This is a genomic window from Streptomyces anatolicus (genome assembly GCF_019400875.1).
Classification (GTDB): Bacteria; Actinomycetota; Actinomycetes; order Streptomycetales; family Streptomycetaceae; genus Streptomyces; species Streptomyces anatolicus.
In genome coordinates this window covers 1-24,036 of record NZ_WMBF01000009.1, presented here as the reverse complement: position 1 = coordinate 24,036, position 24,036 = coordinate 1, and the positions used below count along the sequence as shown (strand labels likewise).

Sequence of the window (24,036 nt, the reverse complement as noted above, 5' to 3'; positions counted from 1 at the left end):
TTACTCGCCCTTGGCCTTCGCGATGATCTCCTCGGCGACGTTCCGCGGAACCTCGGCGTAGGAGTCGAACTGCATTGAGTAGCTTGCGCGACCCGACGTCTTGCTGCGGAGGTCTCCGACGTAGCCGAACATCTCCGAGAGGGGCACGAGGCCCTTCACGACGCGAGCGCCGCTGCGCTCCTCCATGGCCTGGATCTGGCCACGGCGGGAGTTGATGTCACCGATGACATCGCCCATGTAGTCCTCGGGCGTGGTGACCTCGACGGCCATCATCGGCTCGAGCAGCACGGGGCTGGCCTTGCGCGCGGCCTCCTTGAAGGCCTGCGAACCGGCGATCTTGAAGGCGAGCTCGGAGGAGTCGACCTCGTGGTAGGCGCCGTCGATGAGCGTGACGCGGACGCCCGTCATCTCGTAGCCCGCCAGGATGCCGAACTGCATGGCCTCCTGAGCACCCGCGTCCACCGAGGGGATGTACTCCTTGGGGATGCGGCCACCGGTGACCTTGTTCACGAACTCGTACGACGCGTCGCCGCCCTCGATGGGCTCGATCGCGATCTGCACCTTCGCGAACTGACCGGTACCACCGGTCTGCTTCTTGTGGGTGAAGTCCACGCGCTCGACGGCCTTGCGGATCGTCTCGCGGTAGGCCACCTGCGGCTTGCCGACGTTCGCCTCGACGCGGAACTCGCGCTTCATGCGGTCGACGAGCACCTCGAGGTGAAGCTCGCCCATACCACCGATGATGGTCTGGCCGGTCTCCTCGTCCGAGTGCACGCGGAAGGAGGGGTCCTCCTCCGAGAGACGCTGGATGGCGACACCCAGCTTCTCCTGGTCGCCCTTGGACTTCGGCTCGATGGCGACCTCGATGACCGGCGCCGGGAAGTCCATGGACTCCAGGATCACCGGGTTCTTGTCGTCGGAGAGCGTCTCACCCGTGGTGGTCTGCTTCAGGCCCATGACGGCGACGATGTCACCGGCGCCCACCGAGTCGATCTCCTCACGCTTGTTCGCGTGCATGCGGTAGATCTTGCCGATGCGCTCCTTCTTGCCCTTGACGGAGTTCAGCACCGCGGTGCCGGCGTCCAGGCGACCGGAGTAGATCCGGACGAAGGTGAGCTTGCCGAGGTGCGGGTCGCTCGCGATCTTGAACGCGAGGGCCGACAGCGGCTCGTCGTCGGACGGCTTGCGCTTGACGACCAGCTCCGGGTCCTTGACGTCGTGGCCCTCGATGGCCTCGACGTCCAGGGGGGAGGGCAGGTAGCGCACGACCGCGTCGAGCAGGGGCTGGACGCCCTTGTTCTTGAACGCGGTGCCACAGAAGACGGGGGTGACGGTGGTGTCGCCGCCCTTGCCGGAGGCGATGGTGATGCGACGGATCGCCGCGTACAGCTGGTCCACCGTGGGCTCCTGGCCCTCGAGGTACAGCTCCATCATCTCTTCGTCGTTCTCCGCGACGGCCTCGAGCAGCTTGCCGCGGTACTCCTCGGCAGCCTCGGTGTGCGTGTCGGGGATGTCGACGATGTCGTAGGCCTCGCCCATCTTGGTCTCGGCGGACCAGACGAAGGCCTTCATGGTGACGAGGTCGACGACGCCCTTGAAGTCAGCCTCCGCGCCGATGGGCAGCTGCATGACGAGGGGGGTCGCACCGAGGCGGTCGACGATCATGTCGACGCAGCGGTGGAACTCGGCACCCGTGCGGTCGAGCTTGTTGACGAAGCAGATGCGCGGGACGCCGTAGCGGTCCGCCTGACGCCACACGGTCTCGGACTGGGGCTCAACGCCGGCGACGCCGTCGAACACCGTCACGGCACCGTCGAGCACGCGCAGCGAACGCTCCACCTCGACGGTGAAGTCGACGTGGCCCGGGGTGTCGATGATGTTGATGGTGTGGTCGACGTCGTTCAGCGGCCAGTGACAGGTGGTGGCAGCAGAGGTGATCGTGATGCCACGCTCCTGCTCCTGCTCCATCCAGTCCATCGTGGCGGCGCCGTCGTGGACCTCACCGATCTTGTACGAGACACCGGTGTAGAACAGGATCCGCTCGGTGGTCGTCGTCTTGCCCGCGTCGATGTGAGCCATGATGCCGATGTTGCGCACCTTGGCCAGGTCAAGTGAAGTGGTAGCCATGTCGGCTCAGTCTTCTCTCGGTCTCGATGTGGGTAGCGACTACCAGCGGTAGTGCGCGAAGGCCTTGTTGGACTCGGCCATCTTGTGGGTGTCCTCGCGCTTCTTCACAGCGGCACCGAGGCCGTTGGAGGCGTCGAGGAGCTCGTTGAGCAGACGCTCGGTCATGGTCTTCTCGCGACGGGCGCGGGAGTAACCGACGAGCCAGCGCAGCGCCAGGGTGTTGGCACGACCGGGCTTGACCTCGATCGGCACCTGGTACGTGGCGCCACCGACGCGGCGGGACTTGACCTCGAGGGTCGGCTTGATGTTCTCAAGCGCGCGCTTCAGCGTGATGACCGGGTCGTTGCCGGTCTTCTCGCGCAGGCCCTCCATGGCGCCGTACACGATGCGCTCGGCGGTGGAGCGCTTGCCGTTCAGCAGCACCTTGTTGATGAGGGAGGTCACCAGAGGAGAACCGTAGACCGGGTCGATGATGACCGGGCGCTTCGGGGCGGGGCCCTTACGAGGCATTCTTACTTCTCCTTCTTGGCGCCGTAGCGGCTGCGGGCCTGCTTGCGGTTCTTGACACCCTGGGTGTCGAGGGAACCGCGGATGATCTTGTAGCGAACACCAGGCAGGTCCTTCACACGGCCACCACGCACGAGCACGATGGAGTGCTCCTGCAGGTTGTGTCCCTCACCCGGAATGTAGGCCGTAACCTCGATCCCGGAGGTCAGACGCACACGCGCGACCTTACGGAGGGCCGAGTTCGGCTTCTTCGGGGTGGTCGTGAACACACGCGTGCAGACGCCACGGCGCTGGGGCGAACCCTCAAGTGCGGGCGTCTTGTTCTTCTCGACCTTGTCCTGCCGGCCCTTCCGGACCAGCTGCTGGATCGTAGGCACTACTTCTCCGGTTTCTGTGTGCCGAATAGTAAAGCTAACCTGGAACGTCCCCGACCCACGCGGTCGGGTGTGTCGAATGCTGCAGACTCCCGCCGCAAGGCGGAGGGGGGCGCAGATTGCGGTGGCCTTGTTGACGGACCCGTGATGCGGTTGAAGACACGCGCACGAGCCCAGGCACACCCCAGGCACAAGGTCTGAGCGTACCTACCTCATCGCCTCTGGTCAAAACAAATGCCCACGCGGGGGACACACCCGGCTGCAACATACGACACAGGGCGGCCACCCCGCGAGGAGTGACCGCCCTGTGGGCGCCTGCTACGCCCCTAAAGGGACGTACTACCGCTTACTGGTTGTACGGACCGTAGTCGTAGTCCTCCAGCGGAACGGCCTGGCCGGAGCCCGTGCCGAACGGGGAGTAGTCGATGTCGTCGTAGCCGACGGCCGAGTACATCGCGGCCTTGGCCTCCTCGGTCGGCTCCACCCGGATGTTGCGGTAGCGGGACAGGCCCGTACCGGCCGGGATGAGCTTACCGATGATGACGTTCTCCTTGAGGCCGATGAGGCTGTCGGACTTGGCGTTGATCGCCGCGTCCGTCAGCACTCGGGTCGTCTCCTGGAAGGAGGCGGCCGACAGCCAGGACTCCGTCGCCAGCGAGGCCTTGGTGATACCCATCAGCTGCGGACGGCCGGAGGCGGGGTGACCGCCCTCGGTGACCACACGACGGTTCTCGGTCTCGAACTTCGAACGCTCGACCAGCTCGCCCGGCAGCAGCTCCGCGTCGCCGGACTCGATGATCGTCACACGGCGCAGCATCTGCCGGATGATGATCTCGATGTGCTTGTCGTGGATCGACACGCCCTGGCTGTTGTAGACCTTCTGGACTTCGCCGACCAGGTGGACCTGGACCGCGCGCTGGCCGAGGATCCGCAGCACGTCGTGCGGGTTGGTGGCACCGAAGGTGAGCTTCTGGCCCACCTCGACGTGGTCACCCTCACGCACCAGGACCTTGGCACGCTTCGAGATCGGGAACGCCGTCTCGTCGCTGCCGTCGTCCGGGGTGACGACGATCTTCTTGGTCTTCTCGGTCTCCTCGATGCGGACACGGCCCGCGGCCTCGGAGATCGGGGCGACACCCTTCGGCGTACGAGCCTCGAAGAGCTCGACGACACGGGGCAGACCCTGGGTGATGTCGTCACCGGCCACACCACCGGTGTGGAAGGTACGCATCGTCAGCTGGGTACCGGGCTCACCGATGGACTGGGCGGCGATGATGCCGACCGCCTCACCGATGTCGACCAGCTTGCCGGTGGCGAGCGAGCGGCCGTAGCAGAAGGCACAGGTGCCGACCGCGGACTCACAGGTCAGGACCGAGCGGGTCTTGACCTCCTCGACGCCGTTGGCGACCAGGGCGTCGATGAGCACGTCACCGAGGTCCACGTTGGCCGGCGCGATGACCTTGCCGTCGATGACGACGTCCTCGGCCAGCATGCGGGCGTAGACCGAGGTCTCGACGTTCTCCGTCTTGCGGAGCACACCGTCCTCGCCCTTGACCGCGATCTTCAGCTTCAGACCGCGCTCGGTGCCACAGTCCTCCTCGCGAATGATGACGTCCTGGGAGACGTCGACCAGACGACGGGTGAGGTAACCGGAGTCGGCGGTACGGAGAGCCGTGTCCGCCAGACCCTTACGGGCACCGTGGGTGGAGATGAAGTACTCGAGAACGGTCAGGCCCTCACGGAACGAGGCCTTGATCGGACGCGGGATGGTCTCGTTCTTCGCGTTCGACACCAGACCACGCATACCGGCGATCTGACGCATCTGCATCATGTTTCCTCGGGCACCCGAGTCAACCATCATGAAGATGGGGTTCGTCTTGGGGAAGTTCGCGTTCATCGCCTCGGCGACCTCGTTGGTCGCCTTGGTCCAGATCGCGATGAGCTCCTGCGTGCGCTCGTCCTTGGTGATCAGACCGCGCTCGTACTGCTTCTGGACCTTCTCGTCCTGCTCCTCGTAGCCCTTGACGATGGCCTTCTTGGCCTCGGGCACGACGACATCGGAGATGGCCACGGTGACACCGGAACGGGTCGCCCAGTAGAAGCCCGCCGCCTTCAGGTTGTCGAGCGTCGCCGCCACGATGACCTTGGGGTAGCGCTCGGCGAGGTCGTTGACGATCTCGGAGAGCTGCTTCTTGCCGACCGAGTAGTCGACGAAGGGGTAGTCCTCGGGCAGCAGCTCGTTGAAGAGCGCGCGGCCCAGCGACGTACGCAGCCGGAAGCTGTCACCCGGCTGGTAGGCACGCTCGTCGCCGAAGTCCTCGCCCTCGGCGCTGACCGGCGGGGTCCAGCCGCGCGGCGGGATGGTGCCCACCGGGAAGCGGATGTCGACGGACGACTGGAGAGCGAGCTCCCCGGCGTCGAACGCCATCATCGCCTCGGCGGTGGAACCGAACGCGCGGCCCTCGCCCTTGGTGTCACGCAGCTCACCGTCGGTGGTCAGGAAGAACAGACCGAGGACCATGTCCTGGGTCGGCATCGTCACCGGACGACCGTCGGCGGGCTTCAGGATGTTGTTCGAGGACAGCATCAGGATGCGGGCCTCGGCCTGCGCCTCCGCGGAGAGCGGCAGGTGCACGGCCATCTGGTCACCGTCGAAGTCCGCGTTGAACGCGGTGCAGACGAGCGGGTGGATCTGGATGGCCTTGCCCTCGACCAGCTGCGGCTCGAAGGCCTGGATGCCGAGGCGGTGCAGCGTGGGCGCACGGTTCAGCAGAACCGGGTGCTCGGCGATGACCTCTTCGAGGACGTCGTACACGACCGTGCGGCCGCGCTCGACCATCCGCTTGGCGCTCTTGATGTTCTGCGCGTGGTTCAGGTCGACCAGGCGCTTCATCACGAACGGCTTGAAGAGCTCCAGCGCCATGGCCTTGGGCAGACCACACTGGTGCAGCTTCAGCTGCGGACCGACGACGATCACGGAACGCGCGGAGTAGTCCACACGCTTGCCGAGAAGGTTCTGACGGAAGCGGCCCTGCTTGCCCTTGAGCATGTCGCTCAGGGACTTCAGCGGGCGGTTACCGGGACCGGTGACCGGGCGACCACGACGACCGTTGTCGAAGAGGGCGTCGACGGCCTCCTGGAGCATGCGCTTCTCGTTGTTCACGATGATCTCGGGCGCGCCGAGGTCGAGAAGCCGCTTCAGGCGGTTGTTGCGGTTGATCACGCGGCGGTACAGGTCGTTCAGGTCGGAGGTCGCGAAGCGGCCACCGTCCAGCTGCACCATCGGACGCAGGTCCGGCGGGATGACCGGCACGCAGTCGAGCACCATGCCCTTGGGGCTGTTGCTGGTCTGCAGGAACGCGGAGACGACCTTGAGGCGCTTGAGCGCACGGGTCTTCTTCTGGCCCTTGCCGGTACGGATGATCTCGCGGAGGCGCTCGGCCTCCTCGTCGAGGTCGAAGGACTCCAGGCGCTTCTGCAGGGCAGCGGCACCCATGGAGCCGTCGAAGTACGTGCCGAAGCGGTCACGCAGCTCGCGGTAGAGCAGCTCGTCGCCCTCGAGGTCCTGGACCTTGAGGTTCTTGAAGCGGTTCCACACCTCGTCGAGACGGTCGATCTCGCGCTGGGCACGGTCGCGCAGCTGCTTCATCTCGCGCTCGGCGCCTTCGCGCACCTTGCGGCGCACGTCGGCCTTGGCGCCCTCGGCCTCGAGCTCGGCCAGGTCGGTCTCGAGCTTCTTGGCGCGGGCCTCCAGGTCGGAGTCGCGACGGTTCTCGATCTGCTGACGCTCTACGGAGACGTGCGCCTCCAGGGACGGCAGGTCGCGGGTGCGACGCTCCTCGTCCACGAACGTGATCATGTACGCCGCGAAGTAGATGACCTTCTCGAGGTCCTTCGGGGCGAGGTCGAGGAGGTAGCCCAGGCGCGAGGGGACGCCCTTGAAGTACCAGATGTGGGTGACGGGAGCGGCCAGCTCAATGTGGCCCATCCGCTCGCGGCGCACCTTGGCGCGGGTGACCTCTACGCCACAGCGCTCACAGATGATGCCCTTGAAGCGGACACGCTTGTACTTGCCGCAGTAGCACTCCCAGTCCCGGGTCGGGCCGAAGATCTTCTCGCAGAAGAGTCCGTCCTTCTCGGGCTTGAGCGTGCGGTAGTTGATGGTCTCCGGCTTCTTGACCTCGCCGTGGGACCACTGTCGGATGTCGTCCGCGGTGGCAAGGCCGATCCGCAGCTCGTCGAAGAAGTTGACGTCGAGCACTTTGTCGTCAATCCCTCTTTCGGGGTCGAGTCTCAATCATGGTCTGTACGGGTCCGGGGCAGGGCCGGGGCCTCACGAGGAGGCCCCGACCAGACCCGTCAGACCTCTTCGACGCTGCTCGGCTCGCGCCGGGACAGGTCGATGCCGAGCTCCTCCGCCGCGCGGAAGACGTCCTCGTCGGTGTCGCGCATCTCGATGGACATGCCGTCCGAGGACAGCACCTCCACGTTGAGGCAGAGCGACTGCATTTCCTTGATGAGCACCTTGAAGGACTCAGGGATGCCGGGCTCGGGGATGTTCTCGCCCTTGACGATGGCCTCGTAGACCTTCACGCGGCCGGTCACGTCGTCGGACTTGATCGTCAGGAGCTCCTGGAGGGCGTACGCGGCGCCATAAGCCTCAAGCGCCCACACCTCCATCTCACCGAAGCGCTGACCACCGAACTGGGCCTTACCACCCAGCGGCTGCTGGGTGATCATCGAGTACGGACCGGTCGAACGCGCGTGCAGCTTGTCGTCGACCAGGTGGTGCAGCTTGAGGATGTACATGTACCCGACCGAGATCGGGTCCGGGAACGGCTCGCCGGAGCGGCCGTCGAACAGCTGCGCCTTGCCGGAGGGGAGCACCATGCGCTCGCCGTCGCGGTTCGGGATCGTGTGCTGGAGCAGGCCGGCCAGCTCGTCCTCACGCGCACCGTCGAAGACGGGGGTGGCGACGTTCGTGCCGGGGTCGACCTTGTCGGCGCCGATGGCCTGGAGGCGCTGCGCCCACTCGTCACCGAGGCCGGAGACGTCCCAGCCGCGGCTGGCGAGCCAGCCGAGGTGGATCTCGAGGACCTGTCCCGGGTTCATTCGGGACGGCACACCCAGCGGGTTGAGGATGATGTCGACCGGAGTTCCGTCCTCGAGGAACGGCATGTCCTCGATCGGAAGGATCTTCGAGATAACACCCTTGTTGCCGTGGCGGCCGGCGAGCTTGTCACCGTCGGTGATCTTGCGCTTCTGGGCCACGTAGACACGGACCAGCTGGTTGACGCCCGGGGGCAGCTCGTCGCCCTCTTCGCGGTCGAAGACGCGGACGCCGATGACCTTGCCGATCTCACCGTGCGGCACCTTCAGCGAGGTGTCGCGCACCTCGCGCGCCTTCTCACCGAAGATCGCGCGGAGCAGGCGCTCCTCGGGGGTCAGCTCGGTCTCACCCTTGGGCGTGACCTTGCCGACGAGGATGTCGCCGGCGACGACCTCGGCACCGATGCGGATGATGCCGCGCTCGTCGAGGTCGGCGAGGACCTCCTCGGAGACGTTCGGGATGTCCCGGGTGATCTCCTCCGGGCCGAGCTTGGTGTCACGGGCGTCGACCTCGTGCTCCTCGATGTGGATCGAGGAGAGGACGTCGTCCTGCACGAGGCGCTGCGACAGGATGATCGCGTCCTCGTAGTTGTGACCCTCCCAGGGCATGAACGCCACGAGCAGGTTCTTGCCGAGGGCCATCTCGCCCTCTTCGGTCGCGGGACCGTCGGCCAGGACCTGGCCCTCGATCACGCGGGCGCCCTCGTCGACGACAACCTTCTGGTTGACGGAGGTGCCCTGGTTCGACCGGGAGAACTTGGCGATGCGGTACGTGGTGTACGTGCCGTCGTCGTTGGTGACGGTGACGTAGTCCGCGGAGACCTCCTGGACCACACCCGCCTTCTCGGCCTTGATCACGTCACCGGCGTCGACCGCGCAGCGGTACTCCATGCCGGTGCCGACGAGGGGGGCCTCGGCGGTGATCAGCGGCACGGCCTGACGCATCATGTTCGCGCCCATGAGGGCACGGTTGGCGTCGTCGTGCTCCAGGAAGGGGATCATCGCGGTCGCGACGGACACCATCTGGCGCGGCGAGACGTCCATGTAGTCGACGTCCGTGCCGGGCACGTAGTCGATCTCGCCGCCACGGCGGCGGATCAGGACGCGGGCCTCGGCGAAGTGGAGGTCGTCCGTCAGCGGCGCGTTGGCCTGCGCGATGACGAAGCGGTCCTCCTCGTCGGCCGTCAGGTAGTCGACGTCGTCGGTGACCTGGCCCTCGACGACCTTGCGGTACGGCGTCTCGACGAAGCCGAACGCGTTGACGCGGCCGTAGGAGGCGAGCGAACCGATCAGACCGATGTTCGGGCCTTCGGGCGTCTCGATGGGGCACATGCGGCCGTAGTGAGACGGGTGCACGTCACGGACCTCGAAGCCGGCCCGCTCACGGGAGAGACCACCCGGGCCAAGCGCCGACAGACGGCGCTTGTGGGTGAGACCCGACAGCGGGTTGTTCTGGTCCATGAACTGCGACAGCTGCGAGGTGCCGAAGAATTCCTTGATCGACGCCACGACCGGGCGAATGTTGATCAGGGTCTGCGGCGTGATCGCCTCGACGTCCTGGGTCGTCATGCGCTCGCGGACGACGCGCTCCATACGAGCCAGACCCGTGCGGACCTGGTTCTGGATGAGCTCGCCGACGTTGCGCAGACGGCGGTTGCCGAAGTGGTCGATGTCGTCGGTCTCGACGACGATCGACGTACCGCTGTCGCCAACGGTCTCGGTCTCACCGGCGTGCAGCTTCACCAGGTACTTGATCGAGGCGATGATGTCCTCGACCGTGAGGATGCCCGCGTCGAGCGGAGCGTCCGCACCCAGCTTCTTGTTGACCTTGTAGCGGCCGACCTTCGCGAGGTCGTAGCGCTTGGGGTTGAAGTAGAGGTTCTCGAGCAGCGTCTGAGCGGCCTCACGGGTCGGCGGCTCGCCCGGACGGAGCTTGCGGTAGATGTCGAGCAGCGCGTCGTCCTGGCCCTGGGTGTGGTCCTTCTCCAGGGTGGCGCGCATGGACTCGTACTCGCCGAACTCCTCGAGGATCTGCTCGGTCGTCCAACCGAGAGCCTTGAGCAGAACGGTGACCGACTGCTTGCGCTTGCGGTCGATGCGCACACCGACCATGTCGCGCTTGTCGATCTCCATCTCCAGCCAGGCACCCCGGGACGGGATGATCTTGGCGGAGAAGATGTCCTTGTCGGACGTCTTGTCGATCGAGGAATCGAAGTAGACACCCGGCGAACGGACCAGCTGCGACACGACGACACGCTCGGTGCCGTTGATGACGAAGGTGCCCTTGTTGGTCATGAGCGGGAAGTCGCCCATGAAGACCGTCTGGGACTTGATCTCGCCGGTCTCGTTGTTGGTGAACTCGGCGGTGACGAAGAGCGGGGCGGCGAACGTGAAGTCGCGCTCCTTGCACTCGTCGATCGAGTTCTTGGGAGGCTCGAAGCGGTGGTCGCGGAACGTCAGGGACATCGACCCGGAGAAGTCCTCGATCGGGGAGATCTCCTCGAAGATCTCCTCCAGACCGGACTTGGTGGGGACGTCCTGTCCGCTTTCAAGAGCCGCCTCGACACGAGCCTTCCACGCGTCGTTGCCGAGCAGCCAGTCAAAGCTCTCGGTCTGCAGCGCAAGAAGGTTCGGAACCTCGAGGGGCTCCTTGATCTTTGCAAAGGAAATGCGCAGCGGGGCGGTGCTGGCGCCGTTGTTCGTATTCGCGGTCGAGGCAGTGCGCGAGGCGGCCAAGAGGGGGTCCTTCCGAGGGCTCGGACTCACTACGCGCGTACCGGTCCCAGGCGGGACACAGGGACAGAAAATCCCAGGTCAGGGAAGATCCGGTCCACAGTGCTCAAGCATGGTCATGCCCCTGGTGACGGGCAGGAGGCAGCTAACAGGCAGCGCAAAGGGTCAGTGTAGCCAGTAGGCCCACTGATGTCCAGTGCGGGTTCTGGGAGACCCTCGTTTTTCTCAACCCCTGCTGCAAGCCACGCCCTCGATGCACATCGATACTGCCCTCTTCGCCACCGATCCATGCCTCGGATGCGGATCGTTGTGACGACGCGTCCTGAGAATTGCGCGCTGCGTGCGGTTCGTCAAGGCCCCCCTTGCCCCGACTTGGCCCTGAGAGCGTCACCGTCACGGGCCGCTCGGAGGCACAACGAAGATCACCATACTCGCCGGGACCGACATCGCAAGGCGCCCTCACGCGCATGCCCGGGAACGCCGAAAGGCGACCACCCACATGGGTGATCGCCCTTGGCGTCCCGCGCGTTACAGCGTTTCCGCCGTACGTGCGGTCAAGAGAGTCAGACGACTCGTGAGGTCACTTGACCTCGACGGAGGCGCCGGCAGCCTTGAGGGACTCGGCAGCCTTCTCCGCGGCGTCCTTGGCGACCTTCTCGAGGACCGGCTTCGGGGTGCCGTCGACGAGGTCCTTGGCCTCCTTCAGGCCCAGCGAGGTCAGCTCACGCACGACCTTGATGACCTGGATCTTCTTCTCGCCGGCGCCGGTGAGGATGACGTCGAACTCGTCCTGCTCGGCCTCGGCCTCGGCCGGGGCGGCAGCGGCGCCACCAGCGGCAACGGCGACCGGGGCGGCGGCGGTGACGTCGAACTTCTCCTCGAAGGCCTTCACGAACTCGGAGAGCTCGATGAGGGTCATGCCTTCGAACTGCTCAAGCAGGTCGTCCTGGGACAGCTTCGCCATGATGGCGTCCTTCCACTAATTCGGCAGGTGCCGGGTGTATTTGGAGGCGGGCGTACGTGGGGCCCGCGATGACCGTCGCCTCAGGCGGCGGTCAGTGTGCGAGCCGAGTTACTCGGCACCGCCCTGCTCGGCCTTCTTGGCACGAAGCGCCTCCGCGGTGCGGACGAACTTCGAGGGAAGCGCCTGGAAGAGCGCGGCAGCCTGCGACTGCTTGCCCTTCATGGCGCCCGCCAGCTTGGCGAGCAGAACCTCGCGGGACTCGAGGTCCGCGAGCTTCTTGATCTCATCGGCGGACAGCGCCTTGCCGTCAAGGACACCGCCCTTGATGACGAGGTTGGGGTTCTCCTTGGCGAAGTCACGAAGACCCTTCGCCGACTCCACCGGGTCACCGGTGACGAAGGCGACCGCCGTCGGACCCGTGAACAGGTCGTCGAGCGTGTTGATCCCGGCCTCGTTGGCCGCGATCTTGGTCAGCGTGTTCTTCACCACGGCGTACTCGGAGTTCTCACCGAGGGAACGGCGCAGCTGCTTGAGCTGGGCCACGGTGAGACCCCGGTACTCGGTCAGCACGGCGGCGTTCGAGCTGCGGAACTTGTCCGTGAGCTCGGCTACCGCGGCAGCCTTGTCGGGCGTCGGCATGAGCGTCGGCCTCCTTCCGGGTGATGAGGACCGCTCAGAAGGGGCTGGGAAAAACGAGACGCCCCGGCGCAGGCGCACGGGGCGTGAACTCAACCGGACAGAATCCCGTCCGGGAGTACTTCCACAGTCACCTACGCGGGTCGTCCGCAGTTTCAGCGGATCCTTCGGCCACTGCACCCTCAGGTGAGAACACAGCAACGACCAGCGGTCTTTGGCTTCTGGGGAAGACTACGTGAAGAGGTTCGGGTCAGGCAAATCGGGCCGGTCCCCGTTCAAACCTGGTCAGCCCTCGATGCCCTTCATCTCCTTGCCGAGGTCCATGACCAGCTTCTTCGGCGGAGCCTGGACGTTCACCGGCTTGTTGTAGTCGACGAAGGTGATGGTCATGTCGAGGGGGCCCTTGTCGCCCTTGCCGCGGGCGCGGAACTGCTTGGTGTGGTCCTCGCCGTCGACCCACAGGTCCATCGTGAGCTTCTCGATGCCCATGTCCTCGTACTGCTTGATGGACTTCTCGTCACGCTTGCGGGCGGCCGCGTCCTTGTCCTTGGCGAGCTCGCGGATCCGGTCCAGCGTCACCGTGCCGGCGTAGTGGGTGGTCTCGACGCCGCCGACCGACTCGCTGCCGACCTTCTTCAGGTCCTTGGAGTTGGTCAGGAGCGTGGACTGGTCGGCCGGGTTGTTGTCGGCCTGCCCGGCCGCCGAGGTGGCTGCGGGCTTGCCGCCGGCCTTGCCCATGGCCGCGGCGTCGAACTTGATCCAGCTCTTGCCGTCCATCTCCTTGGCGGCTTCCTTGCCGCCGCCGAGGTAGACCGCGCCGTCGACGTAGCGCAGCTCCATCTTCTCCGGGCCCTGGTCGGGCGCGGACATCTTCATGCTCATGGCGAGCGGCTCGGTGCTCATCGCCGCGTCGGCCCGGACCTTCCCGTCCCCCGGGACGGTGCCCTTCATCCGGAAGGTGAACGAGGTGAGGTCCTCGGTCTTCTCCGCGGCCTTCTTCACGGCCGCCGCCGGCGCCATGTCCTCCCCCGCCTTGTCGGACTTCTCCGACCCACAGCCGACCGCGCCACCGGCGAGCAGCACGGCCGCGAGCGCGGCACTCGCGGTTCTCTTGCGTCCCATACGTACGGAAAGACTCATGACCCCACCCCTAGGAAAACCAGAACATTTGATCCACTTACTGCGGTGGGCCGAGATTACCCGAAGGAAAGCGGCGCCTTCCTCCGGGTTATCCGGTGGTCAGGGGCGCGAGCCGGCTCGTCTTCAGGCGGCGGGCTGCTTGTTCATGACGTCCTTGAAGCTCACCGTGTCCGAGGCCGGCGGCTTCTGGACGGAGAGCGGGGTGCCGTAGTCGCTGTAGTACGCCGTCTGGGAGAAGGCGCCGTTCTTGGTGTCGGCCTTCTCGACCTTCTTGACCAGCAGATCGTCGTCGTTGACCCAGATGTCGATCGTCTGCGTCTCCATGCCGGCCTGCTCGAACTGCTTCTTCAGCTCGGTCAGCTGGTCCTTGTCGAGGTTCGTGCTCTTGGCGGTGAAGTCCGCGATGCCGACCTCTCCGGAGTAGTGGGTGGCCTTCGTCCCGCGGACCTCCTCCTCGCCGACGCGCTTCACGTCACCGGAGGCCAGCAGCATCTTCACCGACTGGTTGGGCGTGGTGTTCTGCATCTGGTCCTGGAAGGCCTGGCCCGCGGCCCCGCTCATCTCGGCCAGCGTGTCGTAGTCGTACTCAAGCCAGTGCTTGCCCCCGCCCGCCTGGGCCGCGAACTTGTCGCCCATGTTCGCGTAGAAGCCGTTCTTCAGATAGCGGTAGTCGATCTTCGACTGGCCCATCTGCTGCATCTGCTGGGCCTGCGCGCCGCCGGTGAAGGTCACCGTGACCTCGCCCGTGATGCCGTCGGACCAGCCCATGACGCCCTTCATGTCCATGGACGCCTGCGAGCCCATGGTGGTCGTGCCGTCGATCCGGGCGGTGTCCGCGCTGTCGGTCGACTTCTCGACCGTGCGCAGGGCGGCTATCGGACTGGCGTTTATCCCGCCCTTGTCCTTCGCTCCCCCGGCCTTGTCCGAGGAACCGCCCGAGTCGCCCGAGCCGCAGGCCGCCAGGCCCGTCAGCGCGGCCGCCACCGCGATCGAAAGGCCCGTACGCCGCATGGTCGTGCTGTTCATCTCGTCCCACCCCTTGGCTATGTGACGCCCGCGCGCACCGGCGCGGGCCCGTCTCAGACGTCGTATCCGAAAGGCTTGTACACAAACAGGACGGGCCCCGCACCTCGAAAGGTTGCGGGGCCCGTCCAGAGAACGCGTGCGCGACGCGGCTGCCGTCAGTTTCAGACAGCGGCCGGGTCCTCCTCGACGAGGAGGTTGCGGGTGCGGTTCGAGTCCAGCGGGATGCCGGGGCCCATCGTGGTGGTGATGGCGGCCTTCTTGATGTAGCGGCCCTTGGCGGCCGACGGCTTCAGACGGAGGATCTCCTCCAGGGCCGCGGCGTAGTTCTCCACCAGCTTGGTGTCGTCGAAGGACACCTTGCCGATGATGAAGTGCAGGTTCGAGTGCTTGTCGACGCGGAACTCGATCTTGCCGCCCTTGATGTCGTTGACAGCCTTGACGACATCGGGGGTCACGGTGCCGGTCTTCGGGTTCGGCATCAGACCACGCGGACCGAGCACGCGGCCGAGGCGGCCGACCTTGCCCATGAGGTCCGGGGTGGCGACGACGGCGTCGAAGTCCAGGCGGCCCTTCGCGACCTCGTCGATCAGCTCGTCGGAGCCGACGATGTCGGCGCCAGCGGCTTCCGCGGCCGCAGCACGGTCACCGGTCGCGAAGACCAGGACCCGGGCGGTCTTGCCGGTGCCGTGCGGGAGGTTCACGGTGCCACGGACCATCTGGTCGGCCTTGCGCGGGTCGACGCCCAGACGCATGGCGACCTCGACGGTGCCGTCGAACTTGGTCGCGGAGGTCTCCTTGGCGAGACGGACGGCCTCGAGCGGGGCGTACAGCTTCTCCCGGTCGATCTTGGCGTCCGCAGCGCGGAGAGTCTTGCTGCGCTTCACTTCTGCTCCTGGTGTGTTCAGGTATGGAGTCGTGGTGCGGGCCAGCGCTTGGCCCTACCACTGGAGAAAGGTCAGACGGGGGGAGGAGTCTCAGCCCTCGACCGTGATGCCCATGGAACGGGCGGTGCCGGCGATGATCTTCGACGCGGCGTCCAGGTCGTTGGCGTTGAGGTCTTCCATCTTGGTCTGCGCGATCTCACGGATCTGCGCCTCGGTGACCTTGGCGACCTTGGTCTTGTGGGGCTCGCCGGAGCCCTTCTCGACACCAGCGGCCTTGAGGATCATCTTGGCGGCCGGCGGCGTCTTGGTGATGAAGGTGAAGGAACGGTCTTCGTAGACCGTGATCTCCACCGGGATCACCCAGCCACGCTGCGACTCGGTCGCGGCGTTGTAGGCCTTGCAGAACTCCATGATGTTGACGCCGTGCTGGCCCAGCGCGGGGCCGACCGGCGGGGCCGGGTTGGCGGCACCAGCCTGGATCTGGAGCTTGATAAGCCCCGTGACCTTCTTCTTCTTGGGAGGCATTGCTCTCTCCGGGTCCTAGTGAGAGTTTTCAGCCGGCCATCCGGTCATCCGGATGGAGGCATACCGCACAACGATAACGGGTATAGTCGCGCGGCTAAAAACCGAGCAGGTCAGACCGGCTTTGGCAGCCCGTCTGACCTGTTCGGAGGCGTGTGTTCCAGAGGAAGCCGTGGCAGCCGCGAGGGCCGCGGGCTAGTTCTTCTGGATCTGGTCGAAGCTCAGCTCGACCGGGGTCTCGCGGCCGAAGATCTCGACGAGACCCTTGACCTTCTTCGAGTCGGCGTTGATCTCGTTGATCGTCGCCTGCAGCGTCGCGAACGGACCGTCGGTGACGGTGACCGAGTCGCCGACCTCGAAGTCCAGGACCTGGACCTCGACCTTGCGGGCGGGAGCCGGCTTGCCCTCGGCCTCGGCGGCCTCGCGGGCGGCCTTCTCCTCGGCCTCGGGGGCGAGCATCTTGACGATCTCGTCCAGGGTCAGCGGGTACGGGTCGTAGGCGTTGCCCACGAAGCCGGTGACGCCGGGGGTGTTGCGGACGACGCCCCAGGACTCGTTCGTCAGGTCCATGCGCACCAGCACGTAGCCGGGGAGCTTGTTCTGGCGGATCGTCTTGCGCTCGCCGTTCTTGATCTGGGCGACCTCTTCCTGCGGCACCTCGGCCTGGAAGATGAAGTCCTCGACGTTGAGCGAGACCGCACGCTGCTCGAGGTTGGTCTTCACGCGGTTCTCGTAACCGGCGTAGGTGTGGATGACGTACCACTCGCCGGGGAGGGTGCGCAGCTCCTCGCGCAGGGCGGCGATCGGGTCGACCGGCGCGGCCTCCTCCTCGACGCTCTCCTCGACGGCGGCCTCTTCGTCGGCGGTCTCGGCCTCGGCGTCGGCGGCCTCGGCGTCGAGGTCGTCGGCGACCAGGTCGTCCGCGGTCTCGTCGTCCGCGGTCTCGGCGACAGCCTCGGCGTCGTCCTCCAGGTGGACGGCCGCCTCCTCGGCGGGCTGGCCCGCGGCGGCATCGGCGGCCTCGGCCTGATCCGGCTCCACGGCGTCCGCCGCCTCGACGATGTCGAGCTGGTCCTCCACGGACTCCGCGTCCTCTCCGCGAGGCTCAACGGCGTCGTTCAGATTCGGGTCAGACACGGTGGCTGCTTCTTCCTGGATACAGAGGGGTGGAACGCGCGAAAGGGGCGCCAGGAACGGCGCCCTTCGCTCTCGGCTCAGCCGAAGATGTACTTGACAGCGTGGCTGAAGCCATAGTCAATCACGGTCACAAGACCGATCATGATGACGACGAAGACAATCACCACTGTGGTGTAGGTCGTGAGCTGGCTGCGAGTCGGCCAGACGACCTTGCGGAGCTCCGCGACGATCTGGCGGTAGAAGAGCGCGAGACGGCCGAAGGGGCCCTTCTTGCCGCGCTTGCCGCCCTTACGGGCCTTCTTCTTGGACTCCGGCGCCTCGTCCTGGGCATCAGGCATGTCGATGGAGCCCACGGCGTCCGTCACTCGTCCTCACCTGATTCCGGGTCGTGGCCGTGCCGCGCCCGGTTGAGCCGCACGGCGGTGCAATGCAGTACGTACATGCGCACACATCCTGGCGAAGGAGTGTGTAGCAGGGCCGGAGGGACTTGAACCCCCAACCGCTGGTTTTGGAGACCAGTGCTCTACCAATTGAGCTACGACCCTTTGATTTCCCCCAACCTACCGCATCCGCCCATGTGCACGGAGTGCGTCGAGAGGGTGCGGCCGGTGAGGGCCAACGAGCAGTGAGTGTACGTGGTCTGCGGCGCCCCGTCGAACAAGATGGGCTGCGATGGTCTTGGAAACCCGCGCGCCGGGGGCGTTTCAGGTCTGGAACGATGGGGTCATGAGCGCTGAAACTTCTCCGACCGAGCGCCGGGTGTCCGCGCGCATCGGCGCGATCTCCGAGTCCGCGACCCTCGCCGTCGACGCCAAGGCCAAGGCCCTCAAGGCCGCCGGGCGCCCGGTGATCGGCTTCGGCGCGGGTGAGCCCGACTTCCCCACTCCGGACTACATCGTCGAGGCGGCCGTCGAGGCCTGCAAGAACCCGAAGTTCCACCGCTACACGCCGGCCGGCGGCCTCCCCGAGCTGAAGGCGGCCATCGCCACGAAGACCCTGCGCGACTCCGGGTACGAGGTGGACGCCTCGCAGATCCTGGTGACGAACGGCGGCAAGCAGGCCATCTACGAAGCGTTCGCCGCGATCCTCGACCCGGGTGACGAGGTCATCGTCCCGGCCCCCTACTGGACGACGTATCCGGAGTCGATCCGTCTCGCCGGCGGTGTCCCGGTCCCGGTCGTCGCCGACGAGACCACCGGTTACCGCGTCTCCGTCGAGCAGCTGGAGGCCGCCCGTACGGAGCGCACGAAGGTGGTGCTCTTCGTCTCGCCGTCGAACCCCACGGGCGCCGTCTACAGTGAGGCCGACGCCGAGGCGATCGGCCGCTGGGCCGTCGAGCACGGCCTGTGGGTGATGACCGACGAGATCTACGAACACCTCGTCTACGGAGACGCGACGTTCACCTCGCTCCCCGCGATCCTCCCCGAGCTGCGCGACAAGTGCATCGTGGTCAACGGCGTCGCGAAGACGTACGCGATGACCGGCTGGCGGGTCGGCTGGATCATCGGCCCGAGGGACGTCGTGAAGGCCGCGACGAACCTCCAGTCGCACGCCACGTCCAACGTCTCGAACGTCGCGCAGGCCGCCGCGCTCGCGGCCGTCTCCGGTGACCTGGTGGCCGTCGAGAAGATGCGCGAGGCCTTCGACCGGCGCCGCAAGACCATCGTGCGGATGCTCAACGACATCCAGGGCGTCATCTGCCCCGAGCCCGAGGGCGCCTTCTACGCCTACCCCTCGGTGAAGGGCCTGATCGGCAAGGAGATCCGGGGCAAGCGCCCGCAGGACTCGGTCGAGCTGGCCGCGCTGATCCTGGAGGAGGCCGAGGTCGCGGTCGTCCCGGGCGAGGCCTTCGGTACGCCGGGCTATCTGCGTCTTTCCTATGCGCTCGGTGACGAGGACCTCGTCGAGGGCGTCTCGCGGATCCAGAAGCTTCTGTCGGAGGCCCGCGACTGAGGTCCCGGCTTCCGGCGCGAAACAGCGCTCCACGCGCGCGTGCGGGCCGTCTCTCCGTCCCGGGGAGGCGGCCCGTTTCTTCGTTCGGGGGCGGACCCGAAGGGGGAAAGCCGCTACCGGGACCCCAGGTACGTACGGCAAGATCCTCGAATGGAGCGTGTACGAGACGTAAGCGAGCTGCCGAAGGCCCATCTGCACCTGCACTTCACCGGGTCGATGCGGCCGGCCACCCTGCTCGAACTCGCCGACAAGTACGGGGTGCGGCTCCCGGAGGCGCTGACCGGCGCCGAACCGCCGAAGCTGCGCGCCACCGATGAACGCGGCTGGTTCCGCTTCCAGCGGCTCTATGACGCCGCGCGCTCCTGTCTGCGTGAGCCCGAGGACATCCAGCGTCTTGTGCGGGAGGCCGCGGAGGAGGATCTGCGCGACGGCTCGGGGTGGCTGGAGATCCAGGTCGACCCGACCTCGTACGCGCCGCGGCTCGGCGGGCTCATCCCGGCCCTCGAGGTCATCCTGGACGCGGTCGACAGCGCCTCGCGGGAGACCGGCCTCGGGATCCGGGTCCTCGTCGCCGCGAACCGCATGAAGCACCCGCTGGACGCGCGCACACTGGCCCGTCTCGCGGTGCGCTACGCGGACCGGGGCATCGTCGGCTTCGGGCTCTCCAACGACGAGCGGCGCGGCATGGCGCGGGACTTCGACCGGGCGTTCGCCATCGCGCGCGAGGGCGGGCTCCTCGCGGCGCCGCACGGCGGCGAGCTGACCGGGCCCGCCTCGGTCCGGGACTGCCTGGACGACCTGGGGGCGGCACGGATCGGGCACGGGGTGCGGGCCGCCGAGGACCCGCGGCTCCTGAAGCGGCTCGCGGACCGGGGCATCACGTGCGAGGTGTGCCCGGCGTCCAACGTCGCCCTGGGGGTCTACGAGAAGCCGCAGGACGTGCCGCTGCGCACGCTCTTCGACGCCGGGGTGCCGATGGCGCTCGGCGCCGACGACCCGCTGCTCTTCGGGTCGCGGCTGGCCGCCCAGTACGAGATCGCGCGCGAGCACCACGGCTTCGACGACGCCGGGCTTGCCGAGCTGGCGCGGCAGTCGATCCGCGGCTCGGCCGCCCCCGTCGACGTACGGGAGAAGCTGCTCTCCGGAGTCGACGCGTGGCTCTCTACAGGCTGACGCCCACCGTCACCGGCTCGTTGACCAGCGTGACCCCGAAGGCGTCCCGTACCCCGGCGACGACTTCGCGGGCGAGGGCCAGCAGGTCCTCGGTGGTCGCGCCGCCGCGGTTGGTGAGGGCGAGGGTGTGCTTGGTGGAGATGCGGGCCCGGCCCTCTCCGTAGCCCTTGGTGAAGCCCGCCTTGTCGATGAGCCAGGCGGCGGAGGTCTTGACGCGGCCGTCGCCCGTCGGGAAGGCGGGCGGGGCGACGTCCGGGCCGAGGCGGTCCGCCACGCGCGCGTGGAAGGCCGCGAACTCCTCGTCGGTGAGGATCGGGTTGGTGAAGAAGGACCCGGCCGACCAGCTGTCGTGGTCCTCGGGGTCGAGCACCATGCCCTTGCCCGCGCGGAGCTTCAGGACGGTCTCCCGGGCGACCGTGGCCGGGACCCGCTCCCCCGCCTCGACGCCGAGCGTGCGGGCCGTCTCGGGGTACTTGATGGGGGCGCTCATGCCCTGCGCGTCCTCGAGCCGGAAGCGGACCCGCAGGACCACGAAGCGCTCGGGGTCGGCCTTGAAGCGGCTGTGGCGGTACGAGAAGGCGCACTCGGCGTTCGGAATGACGACCGTCTCGTGCGTCTTGCGGTCGTAGGCGATCACCTCGGTGATCGTCGACGACACTTCCTGGCCGTACGCCCCCACGTTCTGGATGGGGGTCGCGCCCGCGGAGCCGGGGATCCCGGCGAGGCACTCGATGCCCGCGAGGCCCGCCTCGACGGTGCGGGCGACCGCGTCCGTCCAGATCTCGCCGGCGGCCAGCTCCAGCTCCGTGCCGTCGAGTGCGAAGCCCTTGGTGGCGATGCGCAGGGCGGTCCCGTCGAAGCCCTTGTCGCCGATGACCAGGTTCGAGCCGCCGCCGATGAGCAGCAGCGGGGTCCCGGCGTCGTCGGCCTCGCGGACGGCGGCGATCACCTCGGCGTCGGTCGTCGCGGTGATCAGACGGGTCGCGGGGCCACCGAGGCGGAAGGTGGTCAGCGGGGCGAGGGGGGCGTCATGGAGTTCCTGCACGTGCCCAAGAGTACGAGAACGGCCCCGCCGGTCCTGGCGGGGCCGTTTCCGCGGGGCCGTTCCGCGGGCGCGGAGCCCGGTCCGGTGGCCGTCAGGCCAGCCGTACGACCGCCCGTGACATGCCGAGGACCTTCTGGTCGCCGCTCTTGGCGAGGAGGTCGACCCGGACGCACCGGTCGTCCAGCTTGGCCGCGACCTTGGCGCTGACGTCGATGGTGGCGCCCTTGTCGTCGTTGGGGACGACGACGGGCTTGGTGAAGCGCACGCCGTACTCGACGACCGCTCCCGGGTCACCCGCCCAGTCGGTGACCACACGGATCGCCTCGGCCATGGTGAACATGCCGTGCGCGATGACGTCGGGAAGGCCGACCTCGAGCGCGAACTTCTCGTTCCAGTGGATCGGGTTGAAGTCCCCGGAGGCGCCCGCGTACTGGACGAGCGTGGCGCGTGTCACGGGGAAGGTCCGCGCCGGCAGCTCGGTGCCGACCTCGACCTCGTCGTAGGAAATCTTCGCCGTCATCGCCTCAGGCCTCCTCTGCCGCGGGCTCCGCCGCACGCGCGACGAGCTTCGTCCAGGCGGTCACGACGTGCTCTCCGGCCTCGTCGTGGACGTCGCCGCGGACGTCCAGGATGTCGTTGCCCGCGAGCGACTTGACGGCCTCGATGGTCGAGGTGACCGTGAGCCGGTCACCCGCGTGCACGGGGCGGGTGTAGGCGAACTTCTGGTCGCCGTGGACGACGCGGCTGTAGTCGAGCCCCAGCTGAGGGTCCTGTATGACCTGCCCGGCGGCCTTGAAAGTGATCGCGAACACAAAAGTCGGCGGGGCGATCACATCGGGATGACCGAGCGCCTTGGCGGCTTCCGAGTCGGTGTACGCGGGATTGGCGTCGCCCACCGCCTCGGCGAACTCGCGGATCTTTTCCCGGCCGACCTCATAAGGATCGGTGGGCGGATAGGACCGCCCCACGAAGGACTGGTCGAGCGCCATGGACTCGGTACCTCCTGTGGTTGGTTTTCTGTGGAACCGTGCAAAACGACGCGAGGCCGCCCCCGACGAACGGGGACGGCCTCGTGTACGAGCCTGTGTGTCAGCGCGTTTCGCGGTGAGCAGTGTGCGAGTTGCAGCGCGGGCAGTGCTTCTTCATCTCAAGACGGTCCGGGTCGTTACGCCGGTTCTTCTTGGTGATGTAGTTCCGCTCCTTGCACTCCACGCAGGCCAGCGTGATCTTCGGGCGGACGTCGGTGGCAGCCACGTGAGTGCTCCTTGGACGGACGGATGGACGGATGAACGCATAAAAGAGTAGCCGATCGAAGGACCGACCCCACAATCGGCTACCAGGAGTAGCGGTGACCGGACTTGAACCGGTGACACAGCGATTATGAGCCGCTTGCTCTACCGACTGAGCTACACCGCTGCGATGCCGGATCTCCCCGCCACGAAGGCGAGGATCACTCGACATCAGAGCCCCAATGCGGAATCGAACCGCAGACCTTCTCCTTACCATGGAGACGCTCTACCGACTGAGCTATTGGGGCGAGCGATGAAGACATTACACGGTTGGTCGCCGATCGCCCAAATCCGTTTCGCCAGGGCCGTCCGGGGGGATCGACAGGGCCGTCCCAGGCCTCTCCGGAGACCTCACCCACCCCCTGGCGCCACACCCGTAAGCCCGTGGCACCACACCGGTACGACTATTGCGCTCCTCCTCGAAGCGGACCTTTCACCGTCCTAGGCTCGGCACACGCTGCGTGATCTTGATGCCCCGAACGCCAGCAGCCGCCCCCGAACGCCAGGAGCGCGATGCCCGACAGCCAGCCGCAGCAGCCCCACTCCTCCGGCTCCTCCGGTTCCTCCGGTTCCTCCGGTTCCGATCCCATGTCCGAATCCGGGTCGCTGCTGCTCTGCGGCGCCCGGCTCACCGACGGCAGGACCGTGGACGTCCGGCTCGGCGGCGGGCGCATCGAGGCGGTCGGTACGGCCGGCAGCCTGGCCGCGCACACCGCGCGCGTGGACCTCGGCGGCTATCTGCTGCTGCCGGCCCCCGCGGAGCCGCACGCGCACGGTGACACCGCGCTGTCGGCGGACGTGCCGGGCCCGGTCTCGTACGACATCCCCGACGTGCAGCGCAGGGCCACTGAGGCGGCCCTGCTCCAGCTCGGGCACGGGGCGACGGCCCTGCGGTCGCAGGTGCGGATCGGTGACGTCCAGGGGCTCGGCCCGATGGAGGCCGTGCTCCAGGCGCGCCGCTCGCTGCGGGGGCTCGTCGATCTGACGGCGGTCGCGGTGCCTCGGCTGCTGACCGGTGTCGCGGGTGCCGACGGGCTCGCGATGCTGCGGGACGCGGTGAAAATGGGCGCCTCCGTAGTGGGCGGTTGTCCGGATCTGGACCCTGATCCGACGGGGTACGCGGAGGCGGTCCTGGAGCTGGCCGCCGAGCACGGCTGCCCCGTCGATCTGCACACGGACGGTGACGATCCGGCGCGGCTCGGACGGCTCGCGGCGATGGCGGCCGGGGTGCGGGCCGGGGTCACGATCGGCCCGTGCGGGGGTCTCGGGCGGCTGCCGAGGGAGGTGGCATCGCGGGCCGCGGAGCAGCTGGCGGCGGCCGGTGTGACGGTGGTCTGCCTGCCGCAGGGCGGCTGCGGGAGCGCGGAGCGGCGCGGGCTCGCGCCGGTGCGGCTGCTGCGGGCGGCGGGGGTGCGGG

The 24,036-nt window shown here is 67.2% G+C and carries 20 protein-coding genes and 3 tRNA genes; 3 read left to right on the top strand and 20 right to left on the bottom strand.

Annotated elements, in window-relative coordinates:
• The 14 genes from fusA to GKQ77_RS02330 form a co-directional block, all read right to left on the bottom strand.
• On the bottom strand, positions 1 to 2,127 hold the full coding sequence (gene fusA, locus GKQ77_RS02395) for an elongation factor G (protein ID WP_125514472.1): 2,127 nt from the start codon (positions 2,125 to 2,127) through the stop codon (positions 1 to 3).
• Positions 2,128 to 2,166: 39 nt separating this feature from the next.
• Positions 2,167 to 2,637 (bottom strand): 30S ribosomal protein S7, encoded by a 471-nt coding sequence (rpsG, locus tag GKQ77_RS02390; RefSeq protein WP_003974303.1) that lies wholly within the window; start codon positions 2,635 to 2,637, stop codon positions 2,167 to 2,169.
• 2 nt (positions 2,638 to 2,639) lie between these two features.
• Positions 2,640 to 3,011: a 30S ribosomal protein S12 gene (gene rpsL / locus GKQ77_RS02385; protein ID WP_003948652.1), complete on the bottom strand. Its 372-nt coding sequence runs from the start codon at positions 3,009 to 3,011 to the stop codon at positions 2,640 to 2,642.
• Between the two features lie 343 nt (positions 3,012 to 3,354).
• The gene (locus GKQ77_RS02380; RefSeq protein WP_125514465.1) at positions 3,355 to 7,269 is read right to left on the bottom strand and encodes a DNA-directed RNA polymerase subunit beta'; all 3,915 of its coding nucleotides are present in this window, start codon (positions 7,267 to 7,269) and stop codon (positions 3,355 to 3,357) included.
• Between the two features lie 98 nt (positions 7,270 to 7,367).
• Positions 7,368 to 10,853, bottom strand: coding sequence for a DNA-directed RNA polymerase subunit beta (gene rpoB / locus GKQ77_RS02375; protein WP_125514464.1), 3,486 nt, complete (start codon positions 10,851 to 10,853; stop codon positions 7,368 to 7,370).
• Positions 10,854 to 11,430: 577 nt separating this feature from the next.
• Positions 11,431 to 11,814, bottom strand: a complete 384-nt coding sequence (rplL, locus tag GKQ77_RS02370) for a 50S ribosomal protein L7/L12 (RefSeq protein ID WP_219686917.1) — start codon at positions 11,812 to 11,814, stop codon at positions 11,431 to 11,433.
• A gap of 108 nt (positions 11,815 to 11,922) precedes the next feature.
• Positions 11,923 to 12,453: a 50S ribosomal protein L10 gene (gene rplJ / locus GKQ77_RS02365; RefSeq protein WP_219686916.1), complete on the bottom strand. Its 531-nt coding sequence runs from the start codon at positions 12,451 to 12,453 to the stop codon at positions 11,923 to 11,925.
• A 282-nt stretch (positions 12,454 to 12,735) separates the two neighbouring features.
• Complete coding sequence (locus tag GKQ77_RS02360) at positions 12,736 to 13,590, bottom strand: SCO4651 family lipoprotein (protein ID WP_219686915.1); 855 nt, start codon at positions 13,588 to 13,590, stop codon at positions 12,736 to 12,738.
• Positions 13,591 to 13,713: 123 nt separating this feature from the next.
• Entirely contained in the window at positions 13,714 to 14,616 is a 903-nt protein-coding gene (locus GKQ77_RS02355; RefSeq protein WP_219686914.1) for an SCO4651 family lipoprotein, read from the bottom strand.
• A 161-nt stretch (positions 14,617 to 14,777) separates the two neighbouring features.
• Positions 14,778 to 15,500, bottom strand: a complete 723-nt coding sequence (gene rplA / locus GKQ77_RS02350) for a 50S ribosomal protein L1 (RefSeq protein ID WP_125514461.1) — start codon at positions 15,498 to 15,500, stop codon at positions 14,778 to 14,780.
• Positions 15,501 to 15,590: 90 nt separating this feature from the next.
• Positions 15,591 to 16,025 carry a 50S ribosomal protein L11 gene (gene rplK / locus GKQ77_RS02345; RefSeq protein WP_030782612.1) on the bottom strand — a complete coding sequence of 145 codons (435 nt, stop codon included), beginning with the start codon at positions 16,023 to 16,025 and terminating at the stop codon, positions 15,591 to 15,593.
• 192 nt (positions 16,026 to 16,217) lie between these two features.
• The gene (nusG, locus tag GKQ77_RS02340; RefSeq protein WP_219686913.1) at positions 16,218 to 17,159 is read right to left on the bottom strand and encodes a transcription termination/antitermination protein NusG; all 942 of its coding nucleotides are present in this window, start codon (positions 17,157 to 17,159) and stop codon (positions 16,218 to 16,220) included.
• Between the two features lie 77 nt (positions 17,160 to 17,236).
• Positions 17,237 to 17,524 carry a preprotein translocase subunit SecE gene (secE, locus tag GKQ77_RS02335; RefSeq protein ID WP_055564537.1) on the bottom strand — a complete coding sequence of 96 codons (288 nt, stop codon included), beginning with the start codon at positions 17,522 to 17,524 and terminating at the stop codon, positions 17,237 to 17,239.
• A gap of 107 nt (positions 17,525 to 17,631) precedes the next feature.
• A tRNA-Trp gene (locus tag GKQ77_RS02330) sits at positions 17,632 to 17,704 on the bottom strand.
• A gap of 181 nt (positions 17,705 to 17,885) precedes the next feature.
• Between GKQ77_RS02330 and GKQ77_RS02325 the strand changes: the two genes are divergently transcribed.
• Both GKQ77_RS02325 and GKQ77_RS02320 read left to right on the top strand, forming a co-directional pair.
• Entirely contained in the window at positions 17,886 to 19,112 is a 1,227-nt protein-coding gene (locus GKQ77_RS02325; protein WP_219686912.1) for a pyridoxal phosphate-dependent aminotransferase, read from the top strand.
• A 150-nt stretch (positions 19,113 to 19,262) separates the two neighbouring features.
• Positions 19,263 to 20,285: an adenosine deaminase gene (locus GKQ77_RS02320; protein WP_219686911.1), complete on the top strand. Its 1,023-nt coding sequence runs from the start codon at positions 19,263 to 19,265 to the stop codon at positions 20,283 to 20,285.
• On the opposite strand, the gene GKQ77_RS02315 is transcribed toward GKQ77_RS02320, so the two are convergent.
• From GKQ77_RS02315 to GKQ77_RS02290, 6 genes are all read right to left on the bottom strand, one after another.
• The gene (locus tag GKQ77_RS02315) at positions 20,275 to 21,330 is read right to left on the bottom strand and encodes a UDP-N-acetylmuramate dehydrogenase (protein ID WP_219686910.1); all 1,056 of its coding nucleotides are present in this window, start codon (positions 21,328 to 21,330) and stop codon (positions 20,275 to 20,277) included. The genes GKQ77_RS02320 and GKQ77_RS02315 overlap by 11 nt on opposite strands.
• A 91-nt stretch (positions 21,331 to 21,421) precedes the next feature.
• Positions 21,422 to 21,850, bottom strand: coding sequence for a MaoC family dehydratase (locus GKQ77_RS02310; protein ID WP_219686909.1), 429 nt, complete (start codon positions 21,848 to 21,850; stop codon positions 21,422 to 21,424).
• A 4-nt stretch (positions 21,851 to 21,854) separates the two neighbouring features.
• A complete protein-coding gene (locus GKQ77_RS02305; protein WP_219686908.1) occupies positions 21,855 to 22,319 on the bottom strand; it encodes a MaoC family dehydratase N-terminal domain-containing protein in 465 nt (154 codons plus the stop codon).
• Positions 22,320 to 22,419: 100 nt separating this feature from the next.
• Entirely contained in the window at positions 22,420 to 22,584 is a 165-nt protein-coding gene (gene rpmG, locus GKQ77_RS02300) for a 50S ribosomal protein L33 (protein WP_006604855.1), read from the bottom strand.
• 89 nt (positions 22,585 to 22,673) lie between these two features.
• Positions 22,674 to 22,746 (bottom strand) — tRNA-Met (locus GKQ77_RS02295).
• Positions 22,747 to 22,794: 48 nt separating this feature from the next.
• Positions 22,795 to 22,867, bottom strand: a tRNA-Thr gene (locus tag GKQ77_RS02290).
• A 265-nt stretch (positions 22,868 to 23,132) separates the two neighbouring features.
• Between GKQ77_RS02290 and GKQ77_RS02285 the strand changes: the two genes are divergently transcribed.
• Positions 23,133 to 24,036 (top strand): amidohydrolase family protein (locus GKQ77_RS02285; protein WP_219686907.1); only part of this gene is annotated, 904 nt, incomplete at its 3' end.